The organism is Streptomyces angustmyceticus, from assembly GCF_019933235.1.
Lineage (GTDB): Bacteria > Actinomycetota > Actinomycetes > Streptomycetales > Streptomycetaceae > Streptomyces > Streptomyces angustmyceticus.
Window position 1 is genome coordinate 7522590 of the sequence record NZ_CP082945.1, and the last position, 24929, is coordinate 7547518.

15 protein-coding genes and 1 pseudogene are annotated in these 24929 nt (G+C 73.5%); 8 read left to right on the forward strand and 8 right to left on the reverse strand.

What is annotated here, in order from left to right:
* Nucleotides 1–105 precede the first annotated feature (105 nt).
* Nucleotides 106–1257 (reverse strand): ABC transporter substrate-binding protein, encoded by a 1152-nt coding sequence (locus K7396_RS33440; protein WP_086719712.1) that lies wholly within the window; start codon nt 1255–1257, stop codon nt 106–108.
* A 492-nt stretch (nt 1258–1749) separates the two neighbouring features.
* On the opposite strand from K7396_RS33440, the gene K7396_RS33445 reads away from it, so the two are divergent.
* The gene (locus tag K7396_RS33445; protein WP_086719713.1) at nt 1750–3012 is read left to right on the forward strand and encodes an NAD(P)/FAD-dependent oxidoreductase; all 1263 of its coding nucleotides are present in this window, start codon (nt 1750–1752) and stop codon (nt 3010–3012) included.
* The gene (locus K7396_RS33450; RefSeq protein ID WP_086719714.1) at nt 3012–4511 is read left to right on the forward strand and encodes a cryptochrome/photolyase family protein; all 1500 of its coding nucleotides are present in this window, start codon (nt 3012–3014) and stop codon (nt 4509–4511) included. Before K7396_RS33445 ends, K7396_RS33450 begins: the two co-directional genes overlap by 1 nt.
* A 249-nt stretch (nt 4512–4760) precedes the next feature.
* Here K7396_RS33450 and K7396_RS33455 read toward each other — a convergent pair whose 3' ends face one another.
* On the reverse strand, nt 4761–5432 hold the full coding sequence (locus K7396_RS33455; protein WP_086719715.1) for a DUF6445 family protein: 672 nt from the start codon (nt 5430–5432) through the stop codon (nt 4761–4763).
* Nucleotides 5433–5582: 150 nt separating this feature from the next.
* Here K7396_RS33455 and K7396_RS33460 point away from each other — a divergent pair.
* Together K7396_RS33460 and K7396_RS33465 are read left to right on the forward strand one after the other, a co-directional pair.
* Nucleotides 5583–5800, forward strand: a pseudogene (locus tag K7396_RS33460) (ATP-binding cassette domain-containing protein); the annotation flags it as partial.
* Between the two features lie 291 nt (nt 5801–6091).
* On the forward strand, nt 6092–7132 hold the full coding sequence (locus tag K7396_RS33465) for a hypothetical protein (RefSeq protein WP_152104477.1): 1041 nt from the start codon (nt 6092–6094) through the stop codon (nt 7130–7132).
* On the opposite strand, the gene K7396_RS33470 is transcribed toward K7396_RS33465, so the two are convergent.
* Nucleotides 7129–8025 (reverse strand): LysR family transcriptional regulator, encoded by an 897-nt coding sequence (locus K7396_RS33470; RefSeq protein WP_086721089.1) that lies wholly within the window; start codon nt 8023–8025, stop codon nt 7129–7131. The two genes, K7396_RS33465 and K7396_RS33470, sit on opposite strands and share 4 nt — an antisense overlap.
* A gap of 407 nt (nt 8026–8432) precedes the next feature.
* Between K7396_RS33470 and K7396_RS33475 the strand changes: the two genes are divergently transcribed.
* The 3 genes from K7396_RS33475 to K7396_RS33485 all read left to right on the forward strand — a co-directional run bounded on the left by K7396_RS33475 (nt 8433) and on the right by K7396_RS33485 (nt 11080).
* Nucleotides 8433–9128 (forward strand): SDR family oxidoreductase, encoded by a 696-nt coding sequence (locus tag K7396_RS33475; RefSeq protein WP_086721090.1) that lies wholly within the window; start codon nt 8433–8435, stop codon nt 9126–9128.
* Between the two features lie 134 nt (nt 9129–9262).
* Nucleotides 9263–10009: an FG-GAP repeat domain-containing protein gene (locus tag K7396_RS33480; protein ID WP_152104476.1), complete on the forward strand. Its 747-nt coding sequence runs from the start codon at nt 9263–9265 to the stop codon at nt 10007–10009.
* A 192-nt stretch (nt 10010–10201) separates the two neighbouring features.
* A complete protein-coding gene (locus tag K7396_RS33485; protein WP_208629155.1) occupies nt 10202–11080 on the forward strand; it encodes an alpha/beta fold hydrolase in 879 nt (292 codons plus the stop codon).
* Nucleotides 11081–11111: 31 nt separating this feature from the next.
* Here K7396_RS33485 and K7396_RS33490 read toward each other — a convergent pair whose 3' ends face one another.
* Both K7396_RS33490 and K7396_RS33495 read right to left on the reverse strand, forming a co-directional pair.
* Nucleotides 11112–12470, reverse strand: coding sequence for a M1 family metallopeptidase (locus K7396_RS33490; protein WP_086720260.1), 1359 nt, complete (start codon nt 12468–12470; stop codon nt 11112–11114).
* Between the two features lie 52 nt (nt 12471–12522).
* A complete protein-coding gene (locus K7396_RS33495; RefSeq protein WP_223660449.1) occupies nt 12523–16347 on the reverse strand; it encodes a Pls/PosA family non-ribosomal peptide synthetase in 3825 nt (1274 codons plus the stop codon).
* A gap of 731 nt (nt 16348–17078) precedes the next feature.
* Between K7396_RS33495 and K7396_RS35745 the strand changes: the two genes are divergently transcribed.
* Nucleotides 17079–20036: a helix-turn-helix transcriptional regulator gene (locus tag K7396_RS35745; protein WP_152104475.1), complete on the forward strand. Its 2958-nt coding sequence runs from the start codon at nt 17079–17081 to the stop codon at nt 20034–20036.
* A 24-nt stretch (nt 20037–20060) separates the two neighbouring features.
* Here K7396_RS35745 and K7396_RS33510 read toward each other — a convergent pair whose 3' ends face one another.
* The 3 genes from K7396_RS33510 to K7396_RS33520 are packed head-to-tail and all read right to left on the reverse strand — an operon-like array spanning nt 20061 to nt 24894.
* Complete coding sequence (locus tag K7396_RS33510) at nt 20061–21251, reverse strand: thiopeptide maturation pyridine synthase (RefSeq protein ID WP_086715354.1); 1191 nt, start codon at nt 21249–21251, stop codon at nt 20061–20063.
* Entirely contained in the window at nt 21248–22279 is a 1032-nt protein-coding gene (locus tag K7396_RS33515) for a lantibiotic dehydratase C-terminal domain-containing protein (RefSeq protein ID WP_223660290.1), read from the reverse strand. The genes K7396_RS33510 and K7396_RS33515 overlap by 4 nt, the downstream gene beginning before the upstream one ends.
* Nucleotides 22276–24894, reverse strand: coding sequence for a lantibiotic dehydratase (locus tag K7396_RS33520; protein ID WP_086715355.1), 2619 nt, complete (start codon nt 24892–24894; stop codon nt 22276–22278). The genes K7396_RS33515 and K7396_RS33520 overlap by 4 nt, the downstream gene beginning before the upstream one ends.
* Nucleotides 24895–24929: the final 35 nt, after the last annotated feature.

Here is a 24929-nt window from a genome sequence, read left to right on the forward strand (position 1 = left end):
ACGCCCCCGCGCGGTGTGTTCACCGGCCGGCTTCGCGCCCACCGCACGGTGCCCGCCGCGGTGAGGAAGCGGCGGGCACCGTGTCGGGCCGGGTGTGTGGCGGGGTCAGGAAGCGCCGCCCTTGCCCCAGCTCTGGGCGATGATGCCCTTGGCGTTGCCCTGCTGGGTCTCGGTCGGGAAGTCCGGCGTGCCGGAGACCTTCGGCAGCTTCGCCGCCGCGGACTTGTCGAGCGTGCCGGCCTTCTTCATGGCGGTCATCAGAGCAGGGCGGGCGAAGCCCTTGAGTCTGAGGTTCTGGCCCTCGGTGCTGTAGAGGTACTCCAGCCACAGGCGGGCGGCCGCGGGGTGCGGCGCGTCCTTGTTGATGGCCTGCGAGTAGTACTGGGAGAACTTGCCCTCCGAGGGGACCACGACCTTCCAGTCCAGGCCCCTGGACTTGAACGCGGTGGTGTGCGCGGCGTTGAGGTAGTCCCAGTCGATGCTGATCGGCGTCTTGCCGCTCGCGATGGTGGCCGGGGTGGACTGGACGGGCGTGTAGTTGCCGCTCCGCCGCAGCTTGTTGAAGAAGTCGATGCCGGGCTGGATGTCGTCGAAGGAGCCGCCGTTGGCGAGTGCGGCCGCGTACACGGCGCCGAAGGCCGAACCCGACTGGGTGGGGTTGCCGTTCAGCGCGACCTTCCCCTTGTACTGCGGCTCCAGCAGGTCCTTGAAGCTGGTCGGGCAGGTCTGCACCCGCTTGGCGTCGCAGCCGAAGGAGATGTAGCCGCCGTAGTCGTTCGCCCAGCGGCCGATCGAGTCCCGCTGGACATCGGGGATGTCGGCGAAACCGGCGACCATGTAGGGCGCGAGCAGCCCGTCCTGGGCGGCGGACTGCGCGAAGGAGCTGCCGAGGTCGAGGACGTCGGGCGCGTTGCCCTTGTCCTTGCGCGAGGTGACCGCGCTGATCTCGTCCTGGCTGGCACCGTTCGGGTTCTCGACCTGGACCTTGATGCCGTACTTCTTCGTGAAGCCGTCGATCAGGTCGCCGTAGTTGGCCCAGTCCCGGGGGAGTGCTATCGCGTGCAGCGTGCCCTCCTTCTTGGCCGCCTCGGCCAGCGCGTCGATACCGCCGAGGGCCTCGGCCGTGGTCGCGGTGGCCGCGCTCTTTCCGCCGTCGGAGCCCGACGCGTCGGAGTCAGCGCCACAGGCGCTGAGGGCGAGTGAGGCGACGGCGAGGACGCCGGTGAGGACGGCGGTCTTCGGCTGGAACACGGTCACGGTCTCTCCAGGGGTACGCACAGAGGGTTGAGGGGTTCATGCGGGGCCGCTCAGGGGATGCACGTGGGGGGTGAGCTTGTCCGACACTTGTCTGAACAAGCTGGGCCACAGTAGGCCCAACTATGGTGGCCGTCAGGTAAACATTGGTAAAACTCACGACTCCGATTCCCTCACAATCGCAGCTCGCAGGGGTCACTGCGCCATGGGGGACGGGCCGTCAGCGCTGCACACTTTGCACACAATTCCGTGCGAGGGGGGAAGGGTCGCGGCCAGGGCGGAGGTCGTCGAGGCAGAGGCCGTACCGGCCGAAACGGATCAAATGGCCCCGGGCCGGGACGTCATCGGCCTTCCGGTCAAGAGCACCGGCTCATGCGAATTTCCCCACCTGTCGGGCATCGGGCGTGGCACTCACATTCCGGTCTGGAAAGACGGGACGATCGCGGCGGCGCGACAGGTGCTCGTCACAGCTGACCGAAGCGAAGGAGACCACCCATGGCCACGGCAGGTCAGCGCAGTCGGCGCAGTGATGCCGTCATCGTCGGGGGCGGGCTCGCCGGCCTGGCCTGTGCGCTCGACCTCAGTCGTGCGGGACTGCGGGTGGAGCTGCACGAAGCGGGCGACGAGGTCGGCGGCCGGATGCGCACGGACCACCGGGACGGCTTTGTCCTGGACCGCGGTTTCCAGGTGTTCAACACCGCCTATCCGCAGGTGAAGCGCCGCCTGCCGCTGCGGGAACTGCGGCTGCGGCCGTTCACCCCCGGCGTGCTGGCCCACACCCCCACGGGCGTCGCACGGCTCACCGATCCCACCCGGCGCCCTCGCGAGGCGGGCGGCCTCCTGCCCGGACGTGTCCTGGGAGCACGTGACCTCGCGGTCCTGGCCGCCCTGACCGCGCGGGACATGCTGGCTCCCGCCGCCGTTCTCAAACGCGGCGGGGACCGCAGCACCGCTGAACTGCTGGCCGGCAGCGGCCTGTCCGCGGAAGCGGTGGACCATCTGCTGCGGCCCTTCCTCGCCGGCGTGTTCCTCGACAAGAAACTGGAGACCTCGGCCCGGTTCTTCCATCTGGTGTGGCGCAGCATGGCCCGTGGCACGCTCTGCCTGCCCGCGCAGGGCATCGGCAGTGTGCCGCGCCTCCTCGCCGGCCGGCTGCCCGCCGGCACCGTGCGGCTCGATTCCCCCGTCACGGCCGTCACCGACGGGGGAGTGCTGCTGCGCGACGGCACCGAGCGCCCGGCGGAGGTGGTGGTCGTCGCCACGGACGCCGGCACGGCAACCCGGTTGCTTCCCGGCCTGCCCGTGCCCCGCGGGCGGACCGTCACCACCTACTACCACGCGGCCGAGACCTCGCCCCTGCCGGAACCGACCCTCGTGGTCGACAGCACCCTGGCCGTGCTCAACACCTGCGTGCTCACCGAGGTCACCACGACGTACGCGCCGCCGAGCACTGCCCTGGTGTCGACCTCCGTCCTCGGTGGCGATCCGCCGGGCGCCGAGGTCGCGGTGCGCCGGCGGCTGGCGGAGCTGTACGGCACGGACACCGCGCCCTGGCGACTCGTGGCGACGTACACCGTCGTGGACGCGCTGCCCCAGATGCGCCCGCCGTGGCCGCTCAGCCGCAGCACCCGCTTCGCGAAGGGCCGGTACGTCTGCGGCGACCACCGGGCGACCGGCTCGGTGCAGGGGGCTCTGGCCTCGGGCAGCCGGGCCGCCCGGGAGGTCCTGGCGGACATCCGCAGCAGGGGAAGGCTGTGATGCACTGGCTCTTCGGCGACCAGTTGGGGCCGCACTTCCTGCGGCCCTCGCAGGACAGCGGTCTCACCCGCGAGGCACCACTGCTGATGATCGAGGCCCGGTCGGTGTTCCGGCGCCGGCGCTTCCACCGTGCCAAGGCCCATCTGGTGCTCTCCGCCATGCGTCACCGGGCCGCCGAACTCGGCGACCGGGTCACCTACGTCCGCGCGGACACCTACCGGGAGGCGCTGGAACGGGCGGCGGGCGGCGACCGAATGACCGTGCATCACCCCACCTCGTACGCCGCACTGAAGCTGGTGCGTTCGCTGCCGCGGGTCACCGTGGGCCCCGCGCGCGGATTCCTGGTCCCCATGGACGACTTCACGGCATGGGCGGACGGTCACGGCGGCGAGCGACTGCGTCAGGAGGACTTCTACCGGTGGGTGCGGCGGCGCCATGACCTGCTGATGGACGGCGACGCCCCGGCCGGCGGCCGGTGGAACCACGACCACGACAACCGGGAGCCGCCGCCGCGCAGGACGCCCGTCCTGCCGGTCGCCGCCCCCTACCGGCCGCGTGAGGACGAGATCGACGACGAGGTCCGCCGCGACCTCGACCGCTGGGAGCGGGACGGCGACGTGTCCTTCGTCGGACGGGACGGACCGCGCCTCTTCCCCGCCACCCGCGCCGAGGCCCGACGAGCCCTGCGGCGCTTCATCGACCACCGGCTCGCCACGTTCGGCCCGTACGAGGACGCGATGCTCGCCGCCGATCCCGTCATGAGCCACAGCCTGCTGTCCGCCGCGCTCAACCTCGGCCTGCTCGACCCCGCCGAGTGCGTCGAGCAGGCCGAAGCGGTGTGGCGTGCGGGCGGGGCGCCGCTGAACAGCGTGGAGGGCTTCGTCCGCCAGGTCGCCGGCTGGCGCGAGTACGTATGGCAGCTGTACTGGTACTTCGGTGAGGAGTACCGGCACTCGAACGAGCTGCGGCACACCGCGCCGCTGCCCGACTGGTGGCACGACCTGGACGCGGACGACGTACGCGCGCGCTGCCTGAGGACGGTACTGACCCAGGTACGCGACTCGGGCTGGACCCACCACATCCCGCGGCTGATGATCCTCGGCAGTTACGCACTCCAGCACGGCTGGGATCCGGCCGCCGTCACGGACTGGTTCCACCGCTGCTTCGTGGACGGCTACGACTGGGTGATGGTCCCCAACGTCGTCGGCATGTCCCAGTACGCCGACGGCGGCCGCATGACCACCAAGCCCTACACCTCGGGCGGCGCCTACGTGAACCGCATGAGCGACCTGTGCGGCCCCTGCGTCCACCGCCCCGGCGACCGCACCGGCCCCCGCGCCTGCCCCTACACCGCCGCCTACTGGTTCTTCCTCGACCGGCACCGCGGCAGACTGGAACACAATCACCGCACCGCCCGCGCCGTACGAGGGCTGGACCGCCTCCCCGACCTCGCGGAACTCCGCCGACAGGAGCGAGCACGCGGTGACGGCCCGCCGTGAGGTGCGGGTTTCGCACGGTCGCCGAGCAGCCGGAGAACCGGCCGACGGGGGAAGGCTCCCCACCTCGCCGGCTCCCGGCCGGCCGCCCCCGTGCCGAGGATCAGACACGTGATCATGCTGCGTGTTTCGGCGGGGAACCGCGGGGCACACGTGCTGTAGTCCCCGGCTGGTACCCCCGTCCAGCCGGGGACTACGTCATGGAACCCGCCGGGGTGCTGGTGGCAGCCGTGCCCGCGGGTGGCTGGGTTGTCAGGCCATCCAGAAGAAGACCGCCGTCATCCGTTTGTCCTGCAGGGTGGTGCCCCAGTAACCGGTCGCCGTGTGGATCAGGTTGGCGGAGTAGAGCAGCAGACGGTTGGCGCGGTGCGGGACGCGGACGTCCTCGGTGAAGGAGTCCGGTCCGACGAAGCGGGTGCCGAGGGCGTCGACCAGGTTGTTGTGCGGAGGGGCCACTTGGTTGCCGCCGAGGGTGCCGCCCGGCAGGCTCTGCCGGCAGAAGCTGGTTCCGCAGTCCTTGGGGACCAGGGGGTTGAGGTAGAGCACGGCCGCGTACCGGCACAGGCTGCGGGAATCGGTGTGCGGGCGGGGCTCGCCCTCGCCCTCGCCGACGACCTGGACGCAGTTGTGGTGGAAGGTGCTCCCGCCCGCCGGGCGTTCGGCCCAGATCTTCGGGGCGCCGGTCGCCCCTCGCACCAGCTTCTCGACGTGCGCCAGTTCGCCGGGTTCGAGCGCCGGCATGGTGCGCAGGCCCGGCCAGCTCTCGGGCTTGTGCGGGTAGCCCTCGGTCCAGTCGCTCCGGGCCAGACAGCGTTCCCGCACCGCGTCCGGGTCCGGCAGTACGTCGTCCAGCACCCAGTAGTCCCGGCCGCGGGTCGGCTTGCGGTACGGGAGCACGGGCAGAGCCGGGGTTCGTAGAGGCATGCAGGGAACGTAGTTCGCATCCCGTCAAGGGCTCGCCACCCAGGCGGTCAACCTTCAGTCAAGGGTTGCTCATCCCGCATTTGACCCTCGGAGTCGGGGGAGCGGTGGCGTTGGCCTGGGACCGGCAGGCCGGCCCCCTCGTCCCGCCGCGAGGTCGTCGCGGTGCTGGGCCCTTCCGGTTCCGGGAAGTCGACGCTGCTGCACTGCCTGGCCGGGATCGTGGCCCCCGACTCGGGATCCATCGTCTACGACGGCCGCGAGATGGCCGGCATGAGCGACGCCGAGCGAAGTGGGCTCAGGCGGTCCGAATGTTCCCGTTCGGGCAGTTGGTGGCCGAACTCACCTGGGTCGAGAACGTGGCCCTTCCCGCTGCGGCGCCGTCGTGGTCCTCCTGGTGACGCTGCTCGGCCTGCCGCCGCTGATCCGGATGGTGCGGCCGGACGGGCTGCGTACGGAGTGACCTCCGGCCTCGTGGTGGCACGCTCGGAAACAGCGCGCCACCACGTCGCGTTGCCGCGGGTGGTCCGCCGCTGCCCTCGTGCCACGACGGTGGTCCGTACGGGCAGCCGCGGACTGCCCGTGCGGACCTTCACCGGCGCCCGGCGAACCCGTATACCTGGACGCGATACCCGATCCCCGTCCCGAAGGATCCCGCTCCGATGCGCGCCAGCGATCACGACACCGCGGCGGCCGGCCGCTCCCCTCGCGCCCCGTTACCGTCCGCCGCGCGACGCGCGGACGGACCGCGGGGCGACCTCCTCGCCCTCCAGCGGACCGCCGGCAACGCGGCCCTCACCGCCGCGCTGCGAGAGGGCGGGCACGCCGTGCAGCGCACCGCCGGGCCGGCCGTCCAGCGGGCCCCGCTCTCCCACGGCAACTTCCAGTTCACCAACCTGGCGCAGACCAACCCGCAGTACCGGGACAAGGCCATCCGCGTCCTCGACCTGCTCGGCAGGCACACGACCATCACGAACTACGTCGGTACCCGCACCTGCCGCATCACCCTGGAGAAACGCACCACCGAGACCCCCGGCGAAGTCGTCGACCGGGGTGCCGAAGGCGTCTCCGTCACACTCGCCGCCTACTACTTCGAGAACTACGACGTCGGGTACCTCACCGGCATGCTCGCGCACGAGTTCGCGGTCCACCCGCTGGCCTCGGCCCGGGGGATCGCGCACGAGGAAGCGGGCTTCCACGGATTGCCCTTCCCCGTACCGGGGCTGGAGAACGAGGACCGCCGGGGCGGACCGCCCATGATGAACACCCAGGGCGCGAAGCAGGCCGACCACATCCTCGCCGTCGTCCCCAACGGACCGCGCTACGAGATCTACCGGGACGTCACCCTGGAGATGGCCGAGCTGCTCGTGGAGGACGTGCACCAGCAGGAGGAGGGGGCGAGCGAGCAGGACGTCACCGACCTGCTCGACTGCTTCCTCATGGACGTCGCCACCATGGCGGCCACCAACGACCAGCGGCTGCGCGCCGCTCCGATGACGTGGGGCGGCGGCGCGGTGCGTGCGGACGTCGCCAAGGTCTACAACGCGTACAAGGAGAGACTGTCCGCGGTTCTCGCGGCGGACAGCCCCATCCGGCCCCTGATGCCGAAGAACAAGGACGCCGACGCCGTCTACACGGACTTCGCCACCCTGGCCCGCCGCGTCGCCGCGGGCGTGCTGGGCGCCCGGAGCATCCAGAACTAGCGGGCGTCACCTTGGCCGGCCCCGGCCCCGGCCCCGGCCCCGGCACCGGCCTCGGACCGCTCCCGCTCCCGCTCCGCCTCGTCGGAGTCCGGGCGCAGGGTCGCGGTGGCGATGTCCAGGAAATCCCGTACCGGTCCCGTGCAGTTGCTCTCCGGTACCGCCAGGCAGGTCTCAACGGGCAGGGCGTCGGTGATGGGCAGGTGGACGAGGTCGGGGCGGGAGTACGAGGTCATGACCCTGAGGGGGACCAGGGCGATGCCCTGCCCGGAGGCGATGAGCTCGAACTTCTCCTCCAGCGAGGACGTCCGCCGCTTCCTGACGTCGAGGATCGGCTCACCGTCGAGATCGGCCGAGGTGAGGGCGCGGCGGCCGGCCAGGTGATGCGTCACGGGCAGGCACGCGACCTTGGACTCGTGGCCGATCGGGACGGTGTGCATCCCTGAATCGTCGAAGGGGCGCCGGAGGTATCCGACATGCGCGCGGCCGTCGCGAAGCGGCGCGTCCTGCTCCCACCAGCGCAGCGGGAAGACGTCGATCGCGACCTCGGGGTGGCTCGCCGTGAACGCCCGGATCGCGTCCGACACGTGCAGGCCGGGCGAGAAGGCGATGACGAGCCGCTGCTCGCCCCGCTCGGCCTCGTGCACCCGTCGCAGCGCCGTGTCCACCACCGTGGTGATCCTCTGCGCCTCGTCGTACAACTGCCGCCCGGCGGCCGTCATTTCGACGCTGCGTGTGGTCCGTGTGAACAGCCGGCAGCCCAGCTCCTGCTCGAACGCGCGGATCTGCCGGCTGAGAACCGGCTGCGCGATGAACAACGCCTGTGCCGCCCGGCCGAATTGCCGGTGCTCGGCCACCGCGACGAAGTAGCGGAGCTTCCGCAGATCCAAGTCCATGCCTGGAAGGTATCAATGTGCGCGAAAGGGTATTGGACGCCCGGCCGAACCGCTCGGAGACTTGAAGCATGATCGTCCTCACCGCTCCGGTGGGCGGGCGGCAGCGACAGCCGGGGCCTGCCCCCTACGTGGCGGGAGGCTGCTCCCTTCCGGAGTCCGCACCCAGCTGACCGGGCGCCCGCTGCCACCCAACTCCGGCCCGCCGCACCCCAACTCCGGCCCTACGTAACGCCGCTTCGGCACAACCGCCCGGCGGGCCAACCCACTACGGGGCATCCCGCTACGGGCCATCCCTGCTGCCGCAGTCGCTCCTCCTCGCGACCCGGCGCGCGGCGAACGATCACCGACCCGCGACGGCCGTGAGCCATGCCTCGCGACCGCCTTTGACCACGATAGGAATGCCTCACATGACCGACACCCGCAACACCGCCCTCGTCGTCGGCGCCTCCCGGACCCTGGGCCTCGGGCTCGTCGCCGAGTACCTCCGCCGCGGCTGGGACGTCATCGGTACGGTCCGCGGCAGCCGGCGCACCGGCCTCCACGACCTCGCCGACGCCTCCGAAGGGCGGCTGACCATCGAGTCGCTGGAGATGACCGACCCGGAACAGATCTCGGCCCTGCGCGACCGCCTCGCACAGCGCACCCTCGACCTGCTCTTCGTCAACGCCGCCATCACCCGCGGCGACCTCCCGGTCGGCGAGGTCCCGACGGACATGTTCACCGAGGTCATGACCACCAACGCGCTCAGCCCGATGCGCGTCGTGGAGTCCCTCCGCCCGCTGGTCGCGCCGACCGGAACCATCGGCGTCATGTCCTCCAGCCAGGGCAGCATCGCCCTGAACACCCGTGGCGGCCAGGACCTGTACCGGGCCAGCAAGTCCGCGCTGAACCAGCTGATGCGCAGCTACGCCGCCCGCTACGCCGAGGACCCGCGCACCCTGCTGCTCGTCGACCCGGGCTGGGTGCGCACCGAACTCGGGGGGCCGGGCGCCGAGCTGAGCGTGGCGGAGAGCGTTCCCGGCGTGGCGGAGACGATCGAGCGCCACCGGGGGAGGACCGGCCTCCACTTCGTCGACCACGAGGGGCAGGTCGTGCCCTGGTAGATGCCGTGACGGGGCCCGCTGCGCTCGTCGGGCGGTCGGGGTGGGTCACGGTTGTGTAATACGGCGATCCGGGCCTGAACGCGCGGGACGGTGCGGCCATCTCACCCGGCAGCAACGACGTAAGGAGTGCGCAGATGCTTCACAAGCGCTTAGGTCTGATCGCCGCGCCGATCGCGGCCGTCGCCTTGTCCCTGACCGTGGCCGGTTCCCCGGCCGGCGCGGCCGGGTCGCCGGCCTCGGGCGGCACGGGACAGTCCGGCAAGGCGGCCAAGGCCGCGGCCCCGTGCCTGGCCGGTGCCGCGACGCTGGTCGGCGACCTCGACGGTGACGGTCACGCCGACAAGATCAGCAACCCGGGTCTCACCGGTACCAGGATGACGGTGCAGTGGGGGGCCGCGAACGGCTCGTTCGGCAAGCCGTACGCCGTCAGTGCCCTCCTCGGCGCGAAGAAGGGCGAGGTCACCTCCGCCGCGGTCGCCGACTTCCAGCGCGACGGCACCCTGGACATGGTCGTCAACATCGTCAAGCCGGCCGACGGCGACGACCCCGCGACGGCACGCGTGGCGCAGTACCGCCCCGGCCCCCTCAAGCGGGCCGACCTGGCCTCCGCCAAGGCCCGGCACTCCGACATCGGCGACCACGGCGAGGCCCAGCAGCTCCGGATCGCCAACTACGGCGGCGACGCCTACCCGGACCTCGCGATCCTCAACAACTCCGGTGACGGCGGACTGGACCGCGACGTACGCCTGACGAAACCGGCCACCGGACCGGGGCACTTCGACTACGACCTCCAGGTCAAGTACGGCGCGTTCGGCACCACCTCCGAGCCACCGGCCATGCCCGGCGACGGCTGGAAGCACTTCTACACGCCCTGCTCCTGACCCCACCGGGGTGACCGGTCCTCTTCCGGTAGGCCGGTCCCGGCCCCTGATCCGAGGAGGCCGAACGGAAGGCGCCTGACGGGCAGAGCCCGGGTCAGGCGCCTTCCTTGTGCTCTTGGACGAAGTGGTCCTTCATCCTTGAGGCACGAAACCCGTTACCGGCAGCGCAGTTGGCCTCCCATAATGGTGATCATGACTGCGGTGTACGTCGATGATCCTGTGCGGGTGGGTGCGTGCCGGCTCTCCGATGGGCGGTTGCTCGGGTGGGCGGAGTGGGGGCCGTCGGACGGGGTGCCCGTGGTGTTGTGTCCGGGGGCGGCCACGAGCCGGTGGCTGGGTTTCGGTGCCGGTGTCGTGGAGGCGCTGGGAGTGCGTCTGGTGTCCGTGGACCGGCCGGGGCTCGGCGTCTCCAGTCCTGAACTCGGGCGGGACTTCTCCGGCTTCGCCGGTGACATCGGGCAACTCTGTGTGCAGCGGGGGCTGGGGCGGCCGGCTGTGGTGGGGAACTCGCAAGGTGCGCCGTTCGCGCTCGCCTGTGCCGAAGCGGGTGTCGTCTCCGCTCTGGCGGTGGTCTCCGGCGCGGACGAGGTCGCCGCCCCGGAGTTCGCCGTCGACCTTCCGGCCGATCTGCGGGGGCTCGTCGAGCGGGCCGCGGACGATCCGGCCGGTGCCGAGGCGTTCTTCGCGGGGTTCGGTGCGGAGGCGATGTGGCGCATGGTCATGGCCGGGAGCCCGGCGTGTGACCTCGCCGTGTACCGGGACGACGGGTTCGCGGCGGCCTACCGCAGGGCCCTGGACGAGGGCTTTGCGCAGGGCGGGGCCGGCTATGCCCGGGACACGGTCCTGGCCATGCGGCGGTGGCCGTTCGCCCTCGACCGGATCACCGTGCCGGTCGACATCTGGTACGGCGAGGAGGACAGCGGCCACTCTCCCGACCGCGGTGCGTGGCTCGCCACCCGTGTTCCCCGGGCCCGGCGTCGTGTCGTACCGGGGGCCGGCGGATCGCTGTTGTGGACGCACGCCGGGCCGATCCTCACCTCGCTCCTGGAGAAGGCCGTACGGGACACGTAGCGAACCGCAGCATCGGAGCGGGGAGGACCGCTCAGCTCCAGCCGGGCAACAGAGGCAGCGGGGGCAGGGCCGGCTTGCGCAGCCATGCGTCGAAGAGGTCGTCCAGGGGAGCGGTCGCGTAGTGCTGGGTGTGCGTCGTGAAGTCGGTGGTGGTCACGACGCTGTGGCGATGGAGGCTGGTCCAGTCCCTCAGCATGGGGAAGAAGGCGTCGTCGCCGAGGGCGCAGCGCAGCGCGTGGACCGTCAGCCCGCCCCGTTCGTAGAGCCGGTCGTCGAACATCAGCCACCGGCCCGGGTCGGCCGGCCGCAGGTTCTGTGGGAGGCAGGCCAGCAGGTGGTGCGCGGTGGCGGCGTGGGCGGCCGCCGAGCGGCCGCCCGAGTGCTCCGACCACAGCCACTCGGCGTACTTGGCGAAGCCCTCGTTGAGCCAGATGTGCTGCCAGTCGGCGAGCGAGACGCTGTTGCCGAACCACTGGTGGGCCAGTTCATGGGCGATCAGGCGTTCAAAGGTGCGGGCGCCGTCGACGTGGTTGGTGCCGAAGGTGGCGATGCCCTGGGCCTCCACCGGGACGTCCAGTTCCTCGTCGGCGACCACGACCGTGTACTCCTCGAAGGGGTACGGCCCGAAGACCTCCTCGAAGTACTGCATCATGCGGGTCTGCCGGGCGAAGTCCTCGGTGAACTCGGGCAGCAGCCGTGCGGGCAGGTAGGCGGTCTGCGGCACCGGTGCGGGCCGTCCGTCGGACGGGTCCCGGGCGGTGAGCGGCACGGCCGTGTACCTGCCGAGGGAGACGGTCACCAGGTAGGGGGAGGTGGGGGCGGGCTGCTCGTACACCCAGGTGGTGCTGCTCGCCCGGGTGGTGCGGGCGAGCAGCCGGCCGCCGGTGACCGCGGTGTACGGGGACGGTGTGGTGATCGCCAGGCGGTACGCGGCCTTGTCGGCCGGCCGGTCGTTGCAGGGGTACCAGGACGGGGCACCGACCGGCTGGCTGGCCACCAGCGCGCCGTCGGTCAGCTCCTCCCAGCCCAGGCCGCCCCACGGGCTGCGCACCGGCCTGGGGTTGCCGGAGTAGCGCACCTCGACGGTGAAGGCGGCGTCCGGGGCGAGCCCCTTCGCCGGACGGATGCGCAGCTTGCCCGCGCGGTGGGTGTAGCGCACGGGCCTGCCGTCCAGCAGCACCCGCTGAATCCGGAATGCGGCCAGGTCGAGTGCGATGTCCGCCAGTGGCGCGGGGCCCGTCTGCGCGCTGATCCGGGCCGTGCCGCTGAGCCGGTTGGACATGGGCCGGTAGTCCAGGTCGAGATCGTAGTGGTGGACCCGGTAGCGGGGGTCCCCGTGATCCGGGAAGTACGGGTCCGGGCCGGGAGTGGAGACCTGGCGGGCGTTCACCGGTGTCCCTCCCTCCTGGCGCCGGTGGGCCGGCGGCGCATCGTGGTGTGTCTCATTCTCGCCAGGCCGCGATGGGATTGCCCAGCCACCGGGTGTCGTCGGGGACGGTTTCCGCGCCCATGGCCAACGACGCGGGACCGAGCGTGCTGCGCGCCCCGAGGGTGCTGCCGGGCAGCACGATGCCGCCGGGGCCGAGTGTGGCGCCCTCGCGGAGCACCACGGTGTTCATCCGGATGATGCGGTCGTGAAAAAGGTGGGTCTGCAGCACACAGCCCCGGTTGACGCTCACCCCGTCCTCCAGGGTGACCAGGTCGGCTTCCGGCAGCCAGTACGTTTCGCACCACACCCCCCGGCCGACGGTGGCGCCCTGGGCCCGCAGCCAGAGGTTCATCAGCGGCGTGCCCGGCACCGCACCGATCAGCCACGGCACGGCCAGCACCTCGACGAACGTGTCGGCCAGCTCCGTTCGCCAGACGAAGCCACTCCAGAGCGGGCGCTCCGAGGGGCGGAACCGGCCCACCAGCAGCCACTTGGCGGCGAGGGACACCCCGCAGGCGAGGACCCCCGCGGCCAGCAGCACCGGGCCGGACAGCAGCGCCGCCACCGCCGGCGAGCCGAGTGCGGCCAAGTGGGCCAGCGCGGCCGTCGTCAGCAGGCCGAGGGCGGCGGAGGCCAGTACCGGCACCAGCCGGCACCCCTCGACCAGCCCCCGGGCCCAGACCAGCCGGGCCGGCGGATCGTAGGTCTGGCGGGGGTCCGCGGCGCCGGCCCTGCGCGGCAGGCGGATGGGCGGCAGGCCGAGGTACGAGCCGCCCTTCTTCGCCTTCTTCGGCGTGGCCGACAGCACCCCCACCAGCCCGCGTGCCGGGACGGTCCGCCCGGGTGCGGTCATGCCGGAGTTGCCGAGGAAGCCCCGCTCGCCGATCTCCGCCGCGCCGATCCGCAGCCATCCGCCGCCCAGTTCGTACGGGGCGACCAGGGTGTCGTCGGCGAGAAAGGCCCCGTCGCGCACGGTGGTGAGACTGGGCAGCGCCAGCACCGTGGAGACCTCGGCCCGCCTGCCGACCCGCATGCCCAGCAGGCGCAGCCAGACGGGGGTGACGAGGCCGGCGTAGAGCGGGAAGAGCGCCTCCCGGGCCAGGTCCATGAGCTGGCTGACGGTCCAGACCTGCCAGCCGGTCCGGCCGTGCAGCGGATACCAGCCGGGGCGCAGACCACGGCTCAGCGACCGGACGGCGACGATCAGCAGGGCGGCGTACGCCAGCCCGTACGCCAGGGTGGCGGGCACGAGCGCGATCAGCGCCCCGCGTACGGCGTCGCCGAGGCCGTCCCCGGCGTGGACGAAGCAGCCCGCCACCGCGAAGGCCGGGACCGCCGCGAGCAGTCGCAGCAGCCCGAATGCCGGGCGGCTCATTCCGTAGAGCGCCGCCCAGCGGGCCCCGCGCGGGGCCCGCGGCTCGGGCCACTGCCGTTCGGCCTTGCCCAGCTCGACGGCGGGCGCACCGCCCCAGCTCTGGCCGGTCGGCACCCGGGCGGTGACGACGGAACCGGGGGCGACCTGGGCCCGCTTGCCCACGCGGGCGCCGGGGAAGAGGGTGCTGCGGACACCGACGACCGCGCCGGAGCCGACCTTCACCGGGCCGACCACCAGCCGGTCCCCGTCCAGCCAGTAACCGGACAGGTCCACCTCCGGCTCGACGGCGCACCCCCGGCCCAGCTTGAGCATCCCGGTGACCGGCGGCAGCGCGTGCAGATCGACGTCCGGGCCGATCCGGGCGCCCAGCGCACGGCCGTACCGGACCAGCCACGCCCCGGACAGGCAGTCGACCCCGCTCAGTTCGGCGAGCCGCTCCGCGGTCCACAGCCGCAGATGCACACTCCCGCCGCGGGGGTAGCTGCCCGGCCGCAGTCCCCGAAGCAGCAGCCGCGCCCCGCCGGCCGCCGTCGCCAGCCTGCCCGGCGGGCTGAAGAGCAGCAGACCGCCGGCCGTCACCCACCACCAGGAGGCCGTCGGCGCCCACGGATAGCCGCCCCACCACGCCAGGACGTTGCCCAGGGCCAGCAGCCCCAGCGTCCAGCGCAGCCCGGTCAGGGTGAAGAGCGGCAGGAGCAGCAGCAGGTGCCCGAGGCCGGCTCGGGCCGGTACGGGCGTCACCCGGCGCGTGGTGCCGTCGGGCTCGTCCGGTGCGGAACGCTCCAGCAGCCGGGCCAGCTTGCGCAGGGTGGGCTGCCGGTAGATGTCGCGGACGGCGGTGGCGGGGTAGCGGCCGCGGAGCAGGGTGGCGAGCTGGGCGGCGGCGAGGCTGCCGCCGCCGATCGCGAAGAAGTCGTCCCGGGCGTCGGTGACCGGCACGCCGAGGATCTCGTACCACTGCTCGGCCAGCCACGCCTCGGTGCCGGTGAGCCGCCCGTCCGGCCCCGGGGAGGAGCGGGTGGGGCCTGTGGTGCGCGGCAGCGGCCAGGGCAGCGCGGCCCGGTCCACCTTGCCGGAGGTACGGGTGGGCAGGGCGTCGACGGGGGCGAGCAACGGCACCAGGGCGGCGGGCAACTGGGCGCGCAGCCGCTCGACGGCCTTCGCCCGGTCCCAGCCGTCCTGGGTCACCACATAGCCGACCAGCAGGGGAGTGCCGCCGCGCGGCGTCCGGACGGCGGCCGCGGCGCCGCTCACGCCCGGCAGGGCCTGGAGCGCCGCGTCCACCTCGCCGAGTTCGATCCGCCGTCCGCCGAGCTTGACCTGTTCGTCGTCGCGCCCCAGGAAGACCAGCCCCTCGGGCTCGGCCCGTACGAGGTCACCGGTGCGGTAGGCCCGGGGCCAGCCGAGTGACGGAAGCGGCCCGTATTTCTCGGCGTCCTTGGCGCGGTCCAGGTAACGCGCCAGTCCGGCGCCTCCGACGACGAGTTGGCCGCTGCGGCCCATGGCGACCGGGGTGCCGGCCCCGTCCACCACGGCCAGCTCCCACCCGTCCAGCGGCAGGCCGATCCTGACCGGTCCCTCGCCCGTCAGCAGAGCGGCACAGGTGACCACCGTCGCCTCGGTCGGACCGTAGGTGTTCCACACCTCCCGCCCCTCGGTGACCACCCGCTCCACCAGTTCGGGCGGACACGGCTCGCCACCGAAGACCAGCAGCCGCACCTCGTTGAGGGCCTCGGCCGGCCACAGCGCGGCGAGCGTGGGGACCGTGGACACCACCGTGATGTCCTGCTCGGCGAGCCACGGGCCGAGACCGGCGCCGTCCCGCACCCGGGAACGCGGTACGGGCACCAGACAGGCCCCGTGCCGCCAGGCGAGCCACATCTCCTCGCACGAGGCGTCGAAGGCCACCGAGAGACCCGCCATCACCCGGTCACCCGGACCGACCGGCTCCTCCTGGAGGAAGAGCGCCGCCTCGGCATCGACGAAGGCCGCCGCGCTGCGGTGGGTGACGGCGACGCCCTTGGGCCTGCCGGTGGAACCGGAGGTGAAGATGATCCAGGCGTCTTGCGCGGGATCAGGGCGGCCCGGGGCGCCGGTGGTGCCGCCACCCGTCAGGGTGAGCCGCCGCCCGGCTTCCAGGACCGCGCCCACCGCGGCCTCGCCGAACACCAGGTCGGCCCGCTCGTCCGGGTCCTCGGCGTCCACCGGGACGTACGCCGCCCCCGCGGCGAGCACCGCCAGAATGCAGATGTAGAGGTCATTGGTGCCGGACGGCAACCGCACCCCGACCCGGCCGCCCACCCCGATCCCGGCCGCCGCCAGCCGGCGCCGCAGCGCATCGACCTCACCCGCGAGCTCCCGATAGCTCAGCGAGGTCCGTCCGTCGTCCAGGGCCGGTTCGTGCGGGTGGATCAGGACGGTGGCGTCCAGGATGTCCACGAGCGTCCGCGAAGGGGGAGCCATGCGTCCGCCGAACACGGCGGGAGGGCTCTGCACGCGCTCGCCGACCGGGTCCTGTCCCCGCACCATGCGCCCCGACACCAGGTCAACCATGCGTTCCTCGTCCTTCGTGCGCGGTTCCGCCACCAGGGGCGGGACGGGGCCGGGGCGGGCCCATCGCGGCGCGCGGAATCGCCCTGCCCTGCCCCGCCAGGGAGCGACCGCGTGCGGTGCCCGCGGGCTCACTCGCCCATCCATGCGAATATCCGGCATGACGCGCCAGGCGGCGAGGAGTATGGGCAAAAGGGTTGTTTCGGACTGTGGTCCGCGGCCTGCGGTCGCCCTTCGGTGGGCCACTGGCGGGTCACCCATTCGGCCGTCCGTGTGCGGGAGGGGTGGGGCGTGGGAAGTCCGATGGTCCCTGGGGGCGCCGGAGGCGGCCTCCGTGTCCCTCAAGTGCCACCGGCGGCGGCCGAAATGGCGCCCTCGGTGCATGGGGTGGCTTGTCGGTCGGTGTGCGTGCCGCGCATGCTCGTGCGGTAAGAGAGCGCTCCCAAGAGGGAGTTCGCGCCCGGTGGGCCGAACGCGTCGAGCCGTCTGCCGGCTGCTGGTTCGCGTCGCGACATCCTGCCATAAAGCGGCTTTTTCAAGACGCATGCCCAGATATGTACGTCATGCGGATTCTCTGCCCGGTGAACTGATCGTCGGCTGTGTACGGGGAGCGGTGCACGACGGTCGGCGATCGGGAGGGGCTCATGGCACTCGGGGAGATCGGCCGCAGGAACGAGACGGCGCGGCTCCGGGCCGTGCTCGAACAGTCCCGCCGGGACCGCGGACCCGTCGTGGCGGTCATCCGTGGCGAGCCGGGGGCGGGGAAGTCGGCGCTGCTCGACGCCTTCGGAGCGGCCGCGTCCGCGGCGGGGTTCCGCGTCGCCGTGGTGCGCGGGACGGGGGCGGAGGACCGCCCGCATGCGGCCGCCCACCGGCTCCTCGCCCAACTGAGGGCCGCTGACGGGACATGCGGGGAGGGGCCGCACGGCATACCGTCCGGAGAGGATCTCGGGCGGCCGGCCGCCGTGGTGCCGACGGAACGGGACGTCCCCCTCGCCCTGTGCGTGGACGACATGGCGCAGGTCGACAGCCGGTCGCTGCGGTGGCTGCTGGAATTGTCCCGGACGGTGCCCACCGCCCCGCTGGCGATCGTGCTCACGGTCCGGATCTGCGGGGCCGGGGCGGAGGCCGTCGCCGGCTCCGCCAACGGCACCCCGGACGAGCCCGGCGCCGCACTCCTCGCCGCCGCCGAGCCCGTCGACCTGCCGGGGCTGGGCACGAACGACCTGCCCGAAGCCGCCGCCGAACGGTGCCGGGTCCGCCTCGACACCGGCACCGCCGCGGTGTGCGGCGAACTCACCGGCGGCAATCCCGCTCTCCTGCGCGCGCTGCTGGCACCGCACACCGGCACCGCGCCGACGGCCGACGCGCTGCGCACCACCGCGGCGTCGGGCACCGTGGCAGGGGCCGACCGGTGGCTCGCGCCGTTGAGCGCCCCGGCCCTGGCGCTCGCGCGGGCGGTGGCGGTGCTCGGCGCGGGCGCGGAGGTCGTGGAGTGCGCCGAGCTGGTCCGCCTGACGGTCGAGGAGGCGCTCGGCGCCGTCGACCAGCTCGTCGGCGCCTGTCTCCTCGCCAATCGCACCCCGCTGGCCTTCCGCCACCCGCTCCTCGAAGCCATGGTTCTCGGCCGTATCGCCGCCGGCAGCCGGGCCGCCCTGCATCTGCGGGCGGCGGCCCTGCTGCGCGACCGGCAGGCCGCCACGACGACCGTCGCCCACCACCTGGTCGCCGCCGGCCTGGTGGGACAGGAGTGGGCGATGCGGTGCCTGTGGCGGGCCGCCCGCCAACTGGAGCAGGAGGGCAGGCCCCAGGACGCGGCCCGCTGCCTGCGCGCCGCGCTCCGCGAGCCCCTGCGTCCCCACGAGAAGTCGGCCGTCCGCCGGGAACTCGCCGAGCTGGACGCCTTCGTCGACCCGGAGCGCGCCGTACGCCTTCTGGACGCCGCCCGCTGCGAGTCAAACGACCCCGGCGTCGTCCTCGAATACGCGCTGGCGCTGGCCGCGGTGCTGGCCGAGTGCGGCCGGGCCGAGGACGCCGTCACCGTCCTCGACGACGCCGCGGCCCGCCTCGGGCGGACCTCGGGGGACGGCTCCTGGCAGCTGCGGCTGCGCCTGCACAAGGCGTTCACCTGCCGGCGCGGCCCCCTGTGGCTGGCGCAGGCGGCCGATCCGCCGGGGCACCTGACCCGCCGGGCCCCGCAGCGGGGGCAGGTGGGCCGGGAACTCGCGGCGCTGCGCGCGGTACAGGAGGCCGACACCGGGGCCGACCGGAGCGCGGCGGTCCGCTACGCCCGGCAGGGACTGCCGCGGGGTGCGGGGCCCGGCTCGGCCGCCCTGCTGTGGCACACCTGCGGCGTACTGGTGGCGGCCGGTGAACTGGCCGAAGCGTGGACGCACTGCGGCCGCGGGCGGCAGGTCGCCGGCGCCCGCCCCGGCCACTGGGACCACATCAAGGTCGAGCTGCTGCGCGCGACGGTCCTGCGGGCCCGCGGTGACCTCCACGCCGCCGACGCCACCCTGACCCCGCTGGCCGACCGTCTGGTCGCCTTCGCGGCGACCGGACACCCCTCGGCCGTGACCGGCGTGGCCGTCCTGGCCGAGGTACGGGCTCTGAAGGGCCTGACCGACTCGGCCCGTTCCCTGCTCGCGGAGAGCGGCCTGGACCGGGACCCGCTGCCGTGGCGGCGGGACTCCGCGCACGCCCTGGCCGCGCGAGCGGCGGTGCACACGAGCGACGACCCCGCCCGCGCCCTGGACGACCTGCTCGCGGCAGGCCGCCTCCTGGAGGAGGCCGGGGTGCGGAACCCGGCGCTGCTGCCCTGGCGCTCCCGCGCCGCGCGGCTCCTCGCGGCGCGGGACGAACGCAAGGAGGCCGCCGAACTCGCCGCCGCCGAGCTGGACGACGCCCGCCGCTGGGGCACACCGGAGGCCATCGGCACCGCATGGCACGCCGTGGCCCTCGCCGAGACCGGGGAGCGGCACATCGACCTGCTCACGGACGCGGCCGCGCTCCTCGCCCGGTCCCCGGACCGCCTGCAACGCGCCGTGGTGCAAGCGGACCTGGGGGCCGGACTGGCCGGGCTGGGGCGCGGGGAGGCGGCCCGCGCCGAGCTGCTGTCGGCCTTCCGGCTCGCCCGCGCGTGCGGCGCGGAGCCGCTGGCGCGGCACGTCCAGAGCGTCTGGACGTCGCTCCGGGGGACGGAGCGGGGGCCGTTGGAACTCTCCGGGACGCCCATGCCGGCGCCCGCGCCCGTGCCCACGCCCGCTCCGGTGCCGGCCCCGATGGCCGCGCCCACGCCCCTGGCCTCGCCCGACCCCGCGGGCGTGGGGGAGCAGCCGTCCGTACCCGCGCCGTCCACCGTCCACGCCGCCCCACGGCCCGCCCCGCACTCGGTCCGGCAGGCCGACTCTCCGCTCCTGGACCGCCTGACGCCGCAGGAACGGAAGATCCTCCACCTCGCCAGGGACGGACACTCCAACCGCGACATCGCGGGCCGGCTGTTCGTGGCCGTGCGCACCGTCGAGTTCCACCTGTCCGGCGCGTACCGCAAGCTGGGGATCACGGGCCGCCGGCAGCTCGCCCAGGTCTTCAGCGGCGGCTGACGCCGGGGCGGGCGGGGGCGGGGCTCAGCGCGTGCCCTCCGCCCACTCGGTGCCGATCCGCCGCCAGGCGGGCTCCTCGCTCCCGTCGGGTTCGGCGACGTACCGGGCGAAGCTGGCGACGGCCGACGTGCCGTGCACCGACTCCACGGTCCGCGACGCCAGATGGCACAGCAGCCCGCGGTCCACGGGCGCCAGCCCCAGCCGGTTGAGGTGCAGGTAGAGGTAGTTCATCACCAGGCGGAACGACGCGAACCACGCGTCGTCGACCAGGAAGTCCCGGTGCCCGTGGTCGGACTGCAGGAGCCGGTGGAACTCGCTGAGCTCGCGCGTCGGCATGCGCGGCGCCAGCGCCGCCCCGGCCATCGACACCTCGCCCGAAGCGAGCAGCGGCTGCGCGATCCGCTGGTGCCGGCGCACGGCCCGCGCCCACTCCCGTACGAAGGGCACCCCGGAGCCCGGCGGGGGATCGGTGCCCTCCGGGTCCGCGAGCGTGGCTTCCACCTCCCGCAGCCGCGCGCCCAGGGCGGCTTCCTGCCTGCGGAACCGCTCGTCGAAGCGGGCGAGGCAGACCACCGGGTCGCGGGTGCGGGACAGGAAGGCGTCCGCGTGCGAGCGCAGCGACAACACGCCCCGCTCGATCGGGGCCCCGCCGTCCTCGAACGGGATCGCCGCCGCGGCCGCCGTGGTCCACATCAGGTCCAGTGCCAGCACGGACAGCGGAGCGGCCCGCAGATGCTCGTACATCCGGAACGCGAGGCCGGTGGTGTCGGAGAGGAACCCGGCCAGCAGTTCGCTCGCGCGCGGCGAGCCGAGCACCTGCAGCCGGTGGTCGTACGGGCGCTCCACGACGGTGTTGTCCGCCACCCACGGACCCGGCGGCCCGGCCTCCATCTCCAGTTCGGCGAGCCGCTCGTGCACGGGCGCGAGCGCGGCGGGGTCCACCCGGACGGTGGACGGGCGCGCCCGTAGGTAGTCGGTGACGATGCTCCGCACCCGGGGGCGTACGTGCGCCCGCCATGTCGCCTCCTCCGTAAGGAAGTTGAGACGGAGATGCGGGCCGCGCAGCCAGTGCCGGCCGAACCAGGCGCCGCGCACCCGCGCCTCCACCGAGGCGAACGCCGGCCGGACGGCGCCCAGGATCAGTGCCGGCTCGGCGGCTTCGTCGTGGTGGTGGACGTGCAGGCTGTACCAGGACGCCCCGGCGGATCCGGTCATGCGACGCCCTGCGCCTCGGGCAGCTCGGACAGCACCCGTCCCACGAGGAAACGCAACTGGTTCTCCTGCCACAGCGTGAGCCCGAGGCGGTTGTTCACCAGGTGGGCGCAGCGCAACAGCACCAGGCTGGTGGCCGGGTGGGCGGTGGCCGCCAGGTCCAGCGGTTCCGCCAGGGGGGAGCCCGCCCAGTCGGCGGCGAACCGGCCGGTCTCCTCCAGGTGGTGCAGCTCGTCGCGCAGCCGCCGCACCGACGCCAGCCAGTATCCGCGCTGGTCGTTCCCGGGCGGACGGGCCGTGAGTTCCCAGGTGTGCCGGGCGCGCGCGTGCAACCGCTCCCGCTGGGCGCGGTAGCGCGGCTCGACATCGGCGGCTTCGGGGCCGCTTCCGAACGGCAGCGGCGGCCCGCCGTGGCGCGCCCACCGGTCGCGGACCTCGTCGCACAGCGCGAACACGCCCACCACCAGGTCGAATGCGAGCAGCGCCCGCTGCTCCACCGAGGTGCCCGCCGACACCACCGACAGCGCCAGCCGGCTCGACTCGCAGAAGTGCCGCTCCACGGCGGCGATGGCGGGGCCGCGCCCGTAGTCGGCGTGCTCACGCTCGTAGGGGAGGAACTCCGCGGTGTTGTTGGGCCGCACCACGTCGTCATGGCCCGCGCGCCCCTCCAGCCCGGCCAGGTCCTGCGCGACCTGCGCGAAGCGGGAGCGGTCCACGACGTCCGGGGCGGGCGACGTGGCGAGGAACGTGCCGAGGCGATGCTCCGCCTCCTCCGCCACCGCCGTGCGGTCACGGGCACGGGAGGGCAGCAGCCGCAGCCGCACATGCGGGCCGCCCTCCCAGTAGCGCAGGAAGAAGTACCGCCGGATCAGCCCGCGTCGCTCCAGTTCCGTCACCACCGGCTCGACGCAGCGGGCGAGGAGGGCGTCCTGGTCGGTGTCGTAGAAGACGTGCGCGCACACCCAGTCCGCCGCCCGTGCGGTCGCCGGGTCCAGGCGGGCGCCGTCGCGGTGTCCGTCCGTCATGGTCATCGTGTCCGTCCTTCGTTGATCTCGACGAGGAATTCGGTCACCCGGGGCCCGCTGTCGTCGTGGTCCGGCATCTCGCAGGGGCCGGGCAGGGCCTCCTGGAGGAACACCACCTGTCCCGCACCGGCGGCGAGCAGCCGCTCGAAGACCCCGACGAGCAGCAGGTTGGCGAAGTCCACATAGAGCGGCTTGCGCGACTTGACCCGCCACACCTCCCCGCTGACCACCGACCGCGGGTCCAGGGCGCGGACGAAGCACCGCTGCGGCATCCCGTGCTCCGTCAGCCACCCGACCAGCCGCAACAGCAGCGAACGGTCGCTCTCGCCCTTCTCCCGCCGCGGCACGGCACCCGCCGGCAGCACCCACTGCCGGCGGCTGACCGTCGTACGGCCCACGACCACCCGCGGCTCCGCCATGACCTCCCGCACCTCCGAGAGCGATGGATCGCCGAACATCCGCCGCCCCGGGATCAGCAGGTTGGACGTCGCGCCGAAGGTCTGCAGCAGCAGACGCAGCGCGGGCGGCAGCCACAACTCCGCGATCAGGTTGGGGTGGACGGGCCGTACCTCGCCGTCGCGCCCCCGCGCGTGCAGGGTGAGCAGGCCGGGGCCCGGGTCGTGCCGGACGAGCAGGTCGCCCAGGCGGATACGGTGCCCGCGAGGCCGCAGGCTCAGCCCTCCGGGGTAGTCGATCTCCGCGGCGACGGCGGACGCCCGCAGACCGACGTTGCTGCCGAAGTGGCGGCAGGTGTCGGCGGGGACGAGGCCCGGGGGCGGGGGAGCGGTGTCCACGGCCGTGTCCCGTACCGCGTCGAGCCCCGCCTGGGTCAGGAGCCGCCGGATGCGGTCGCGTCCCCGGCCGTGCCCGGAGTTGACGGCGTTGACCACGAACTCGGGCGCGGTGCCGGTGCCGAGCGGCTGGCCGTAGTAGGTCACGGAGTCCGGCGCCCGCATCCACGCGGGCCGGCGTTCCACCACCGAGAGCAGCCGCTCGGGGGCGATCCGGGCGACGCCCTGCGCCTCGGCCGGGGCCGCGCGGACCACCTCGCACAGTTCGTCCCGCAGCGCGGCCAGTTCGCCCAGCCGGGGCAGCCGGTGCCGGTACATCGGCCCGTAGCCGTGCACGGCGACCGAGAGCAGGGCGGGCAGCGCGGGGTCGTCGCGCAGCCAGGTCTGCACCAGCCGGTGGAAGGCGAGGAACGGCACCGACTCGCCGGGGCCGACGCGCTCGGCGAACAGGTCGGCGAGCGCGACCCGTCCGGGCAGGCCGGGGTCGAGCACGGCGTAGCACTGCCGTACGGCGTCCAGGTCCCGCAGGACCGGACCCCAGGCGTGGCGGTCCGGACCGGGGTAGGGCGCCGCCACCAGGGCGTTCTCGATGACGCTGTTCTTGGCGGGCAGAGTGACCCGGTCCGGGCCTGCCAGGTCCCTGATCCGCCGCAGGGCCGCCTCCACCGCACGGGTGGCGCGCACCCGCTCCGCAGGATCGGACAGGCGCGGATAGCCGGCCAAGGTGTCGGCGATGACCGCGAGTTCCCGCTCGATCCCGACGAGCCCGTCATCCGTCGACCCGGCGAGCCAGGAGCGCACCTCGGCGACATGATCGAGGCTCTGGTCGGCGAAGGGCCGCTCGGCCTCCAGCAGCCCCAGCTCCTCCAGACGCGCCAGGTACGCCGCGGCCGTCGCCCGGTCGCTCGCGGTGCGGTCCGCGACGATCCGGGCCGCCTCCTCGCGCGTGGGGCGGCCCTCCCGCACCACCGCCACACACTCCCGCACCGCGGCCGCCCCGGGCAGGGTCCGCAGCGGCTCCTCGGCGCCCGTCCCCAGGAACTCCCAGCGGCCCTCGGTGAGCCGGGCACTCGGGTTGAGGCGCAGCCGTGCGCGCCCGGCGAGCCCGGGACGGCCGGCGAGCGCGCGGACGACCTGCTGGACGACCCACACGTTCAGCTCGGCGACCGTACGCACCCCGGGCCCGCCTGCCGCCCGGTCCCCTTCGTCGCCGTTCCAGGTCCCCAGGCCGCTGGCGGTGAACGTGCTGAACGGACTGGTCTTCATGGTGACCCGCGCCAGGTACTTGGCGAGCCGCAGCGCCAACGAGCGCTCCGGTGCCCGCTCGTCGGGGCGCGCGAGCCACTTGCGCACCTCGGCGAGGAGCACCGGACTGCTCAGGACGAGCCCGTGCTGGAGGACGGGATCGCCGGCCGCCTTGCGCAGCAGTACCTGCTGGGTGCGCAGATGGTGCCCGATCAGGTCGTCCAGCCGGGCCACCGCCTCCTGATGGCCGGCCCGCAGCCGCGCCCAGCCGTCCACCTCGTCGACGACGGCCCGGGGGAGCAGCGCCCGGACGTCGTCGTTCCAGTGCCGCTCGGCGAGCGGACGGCGGTTGTGCACGGCCCGCCGCACCGCCACCAGCAGCGGCTTGCCGGAACCGGCCCGCCCGATTTCCTCGTAGAGCACACCGGACAACACCGATGCCCGGCCATCGAGTTGGCGCTCCATGGCGCACACGGCCTCGGCCCGGCGCCACAACTCCGGCGAGCGCATGTCGTCCAGCGTGGGCGCGGGCAGCCCGCCGATCCGTACGCCGAAGGTGTCCGGGGTGGTGAAGTCCTCGGTCATGGCCGACTCCAGTCACGGAAGGTGCGGAAAGCACG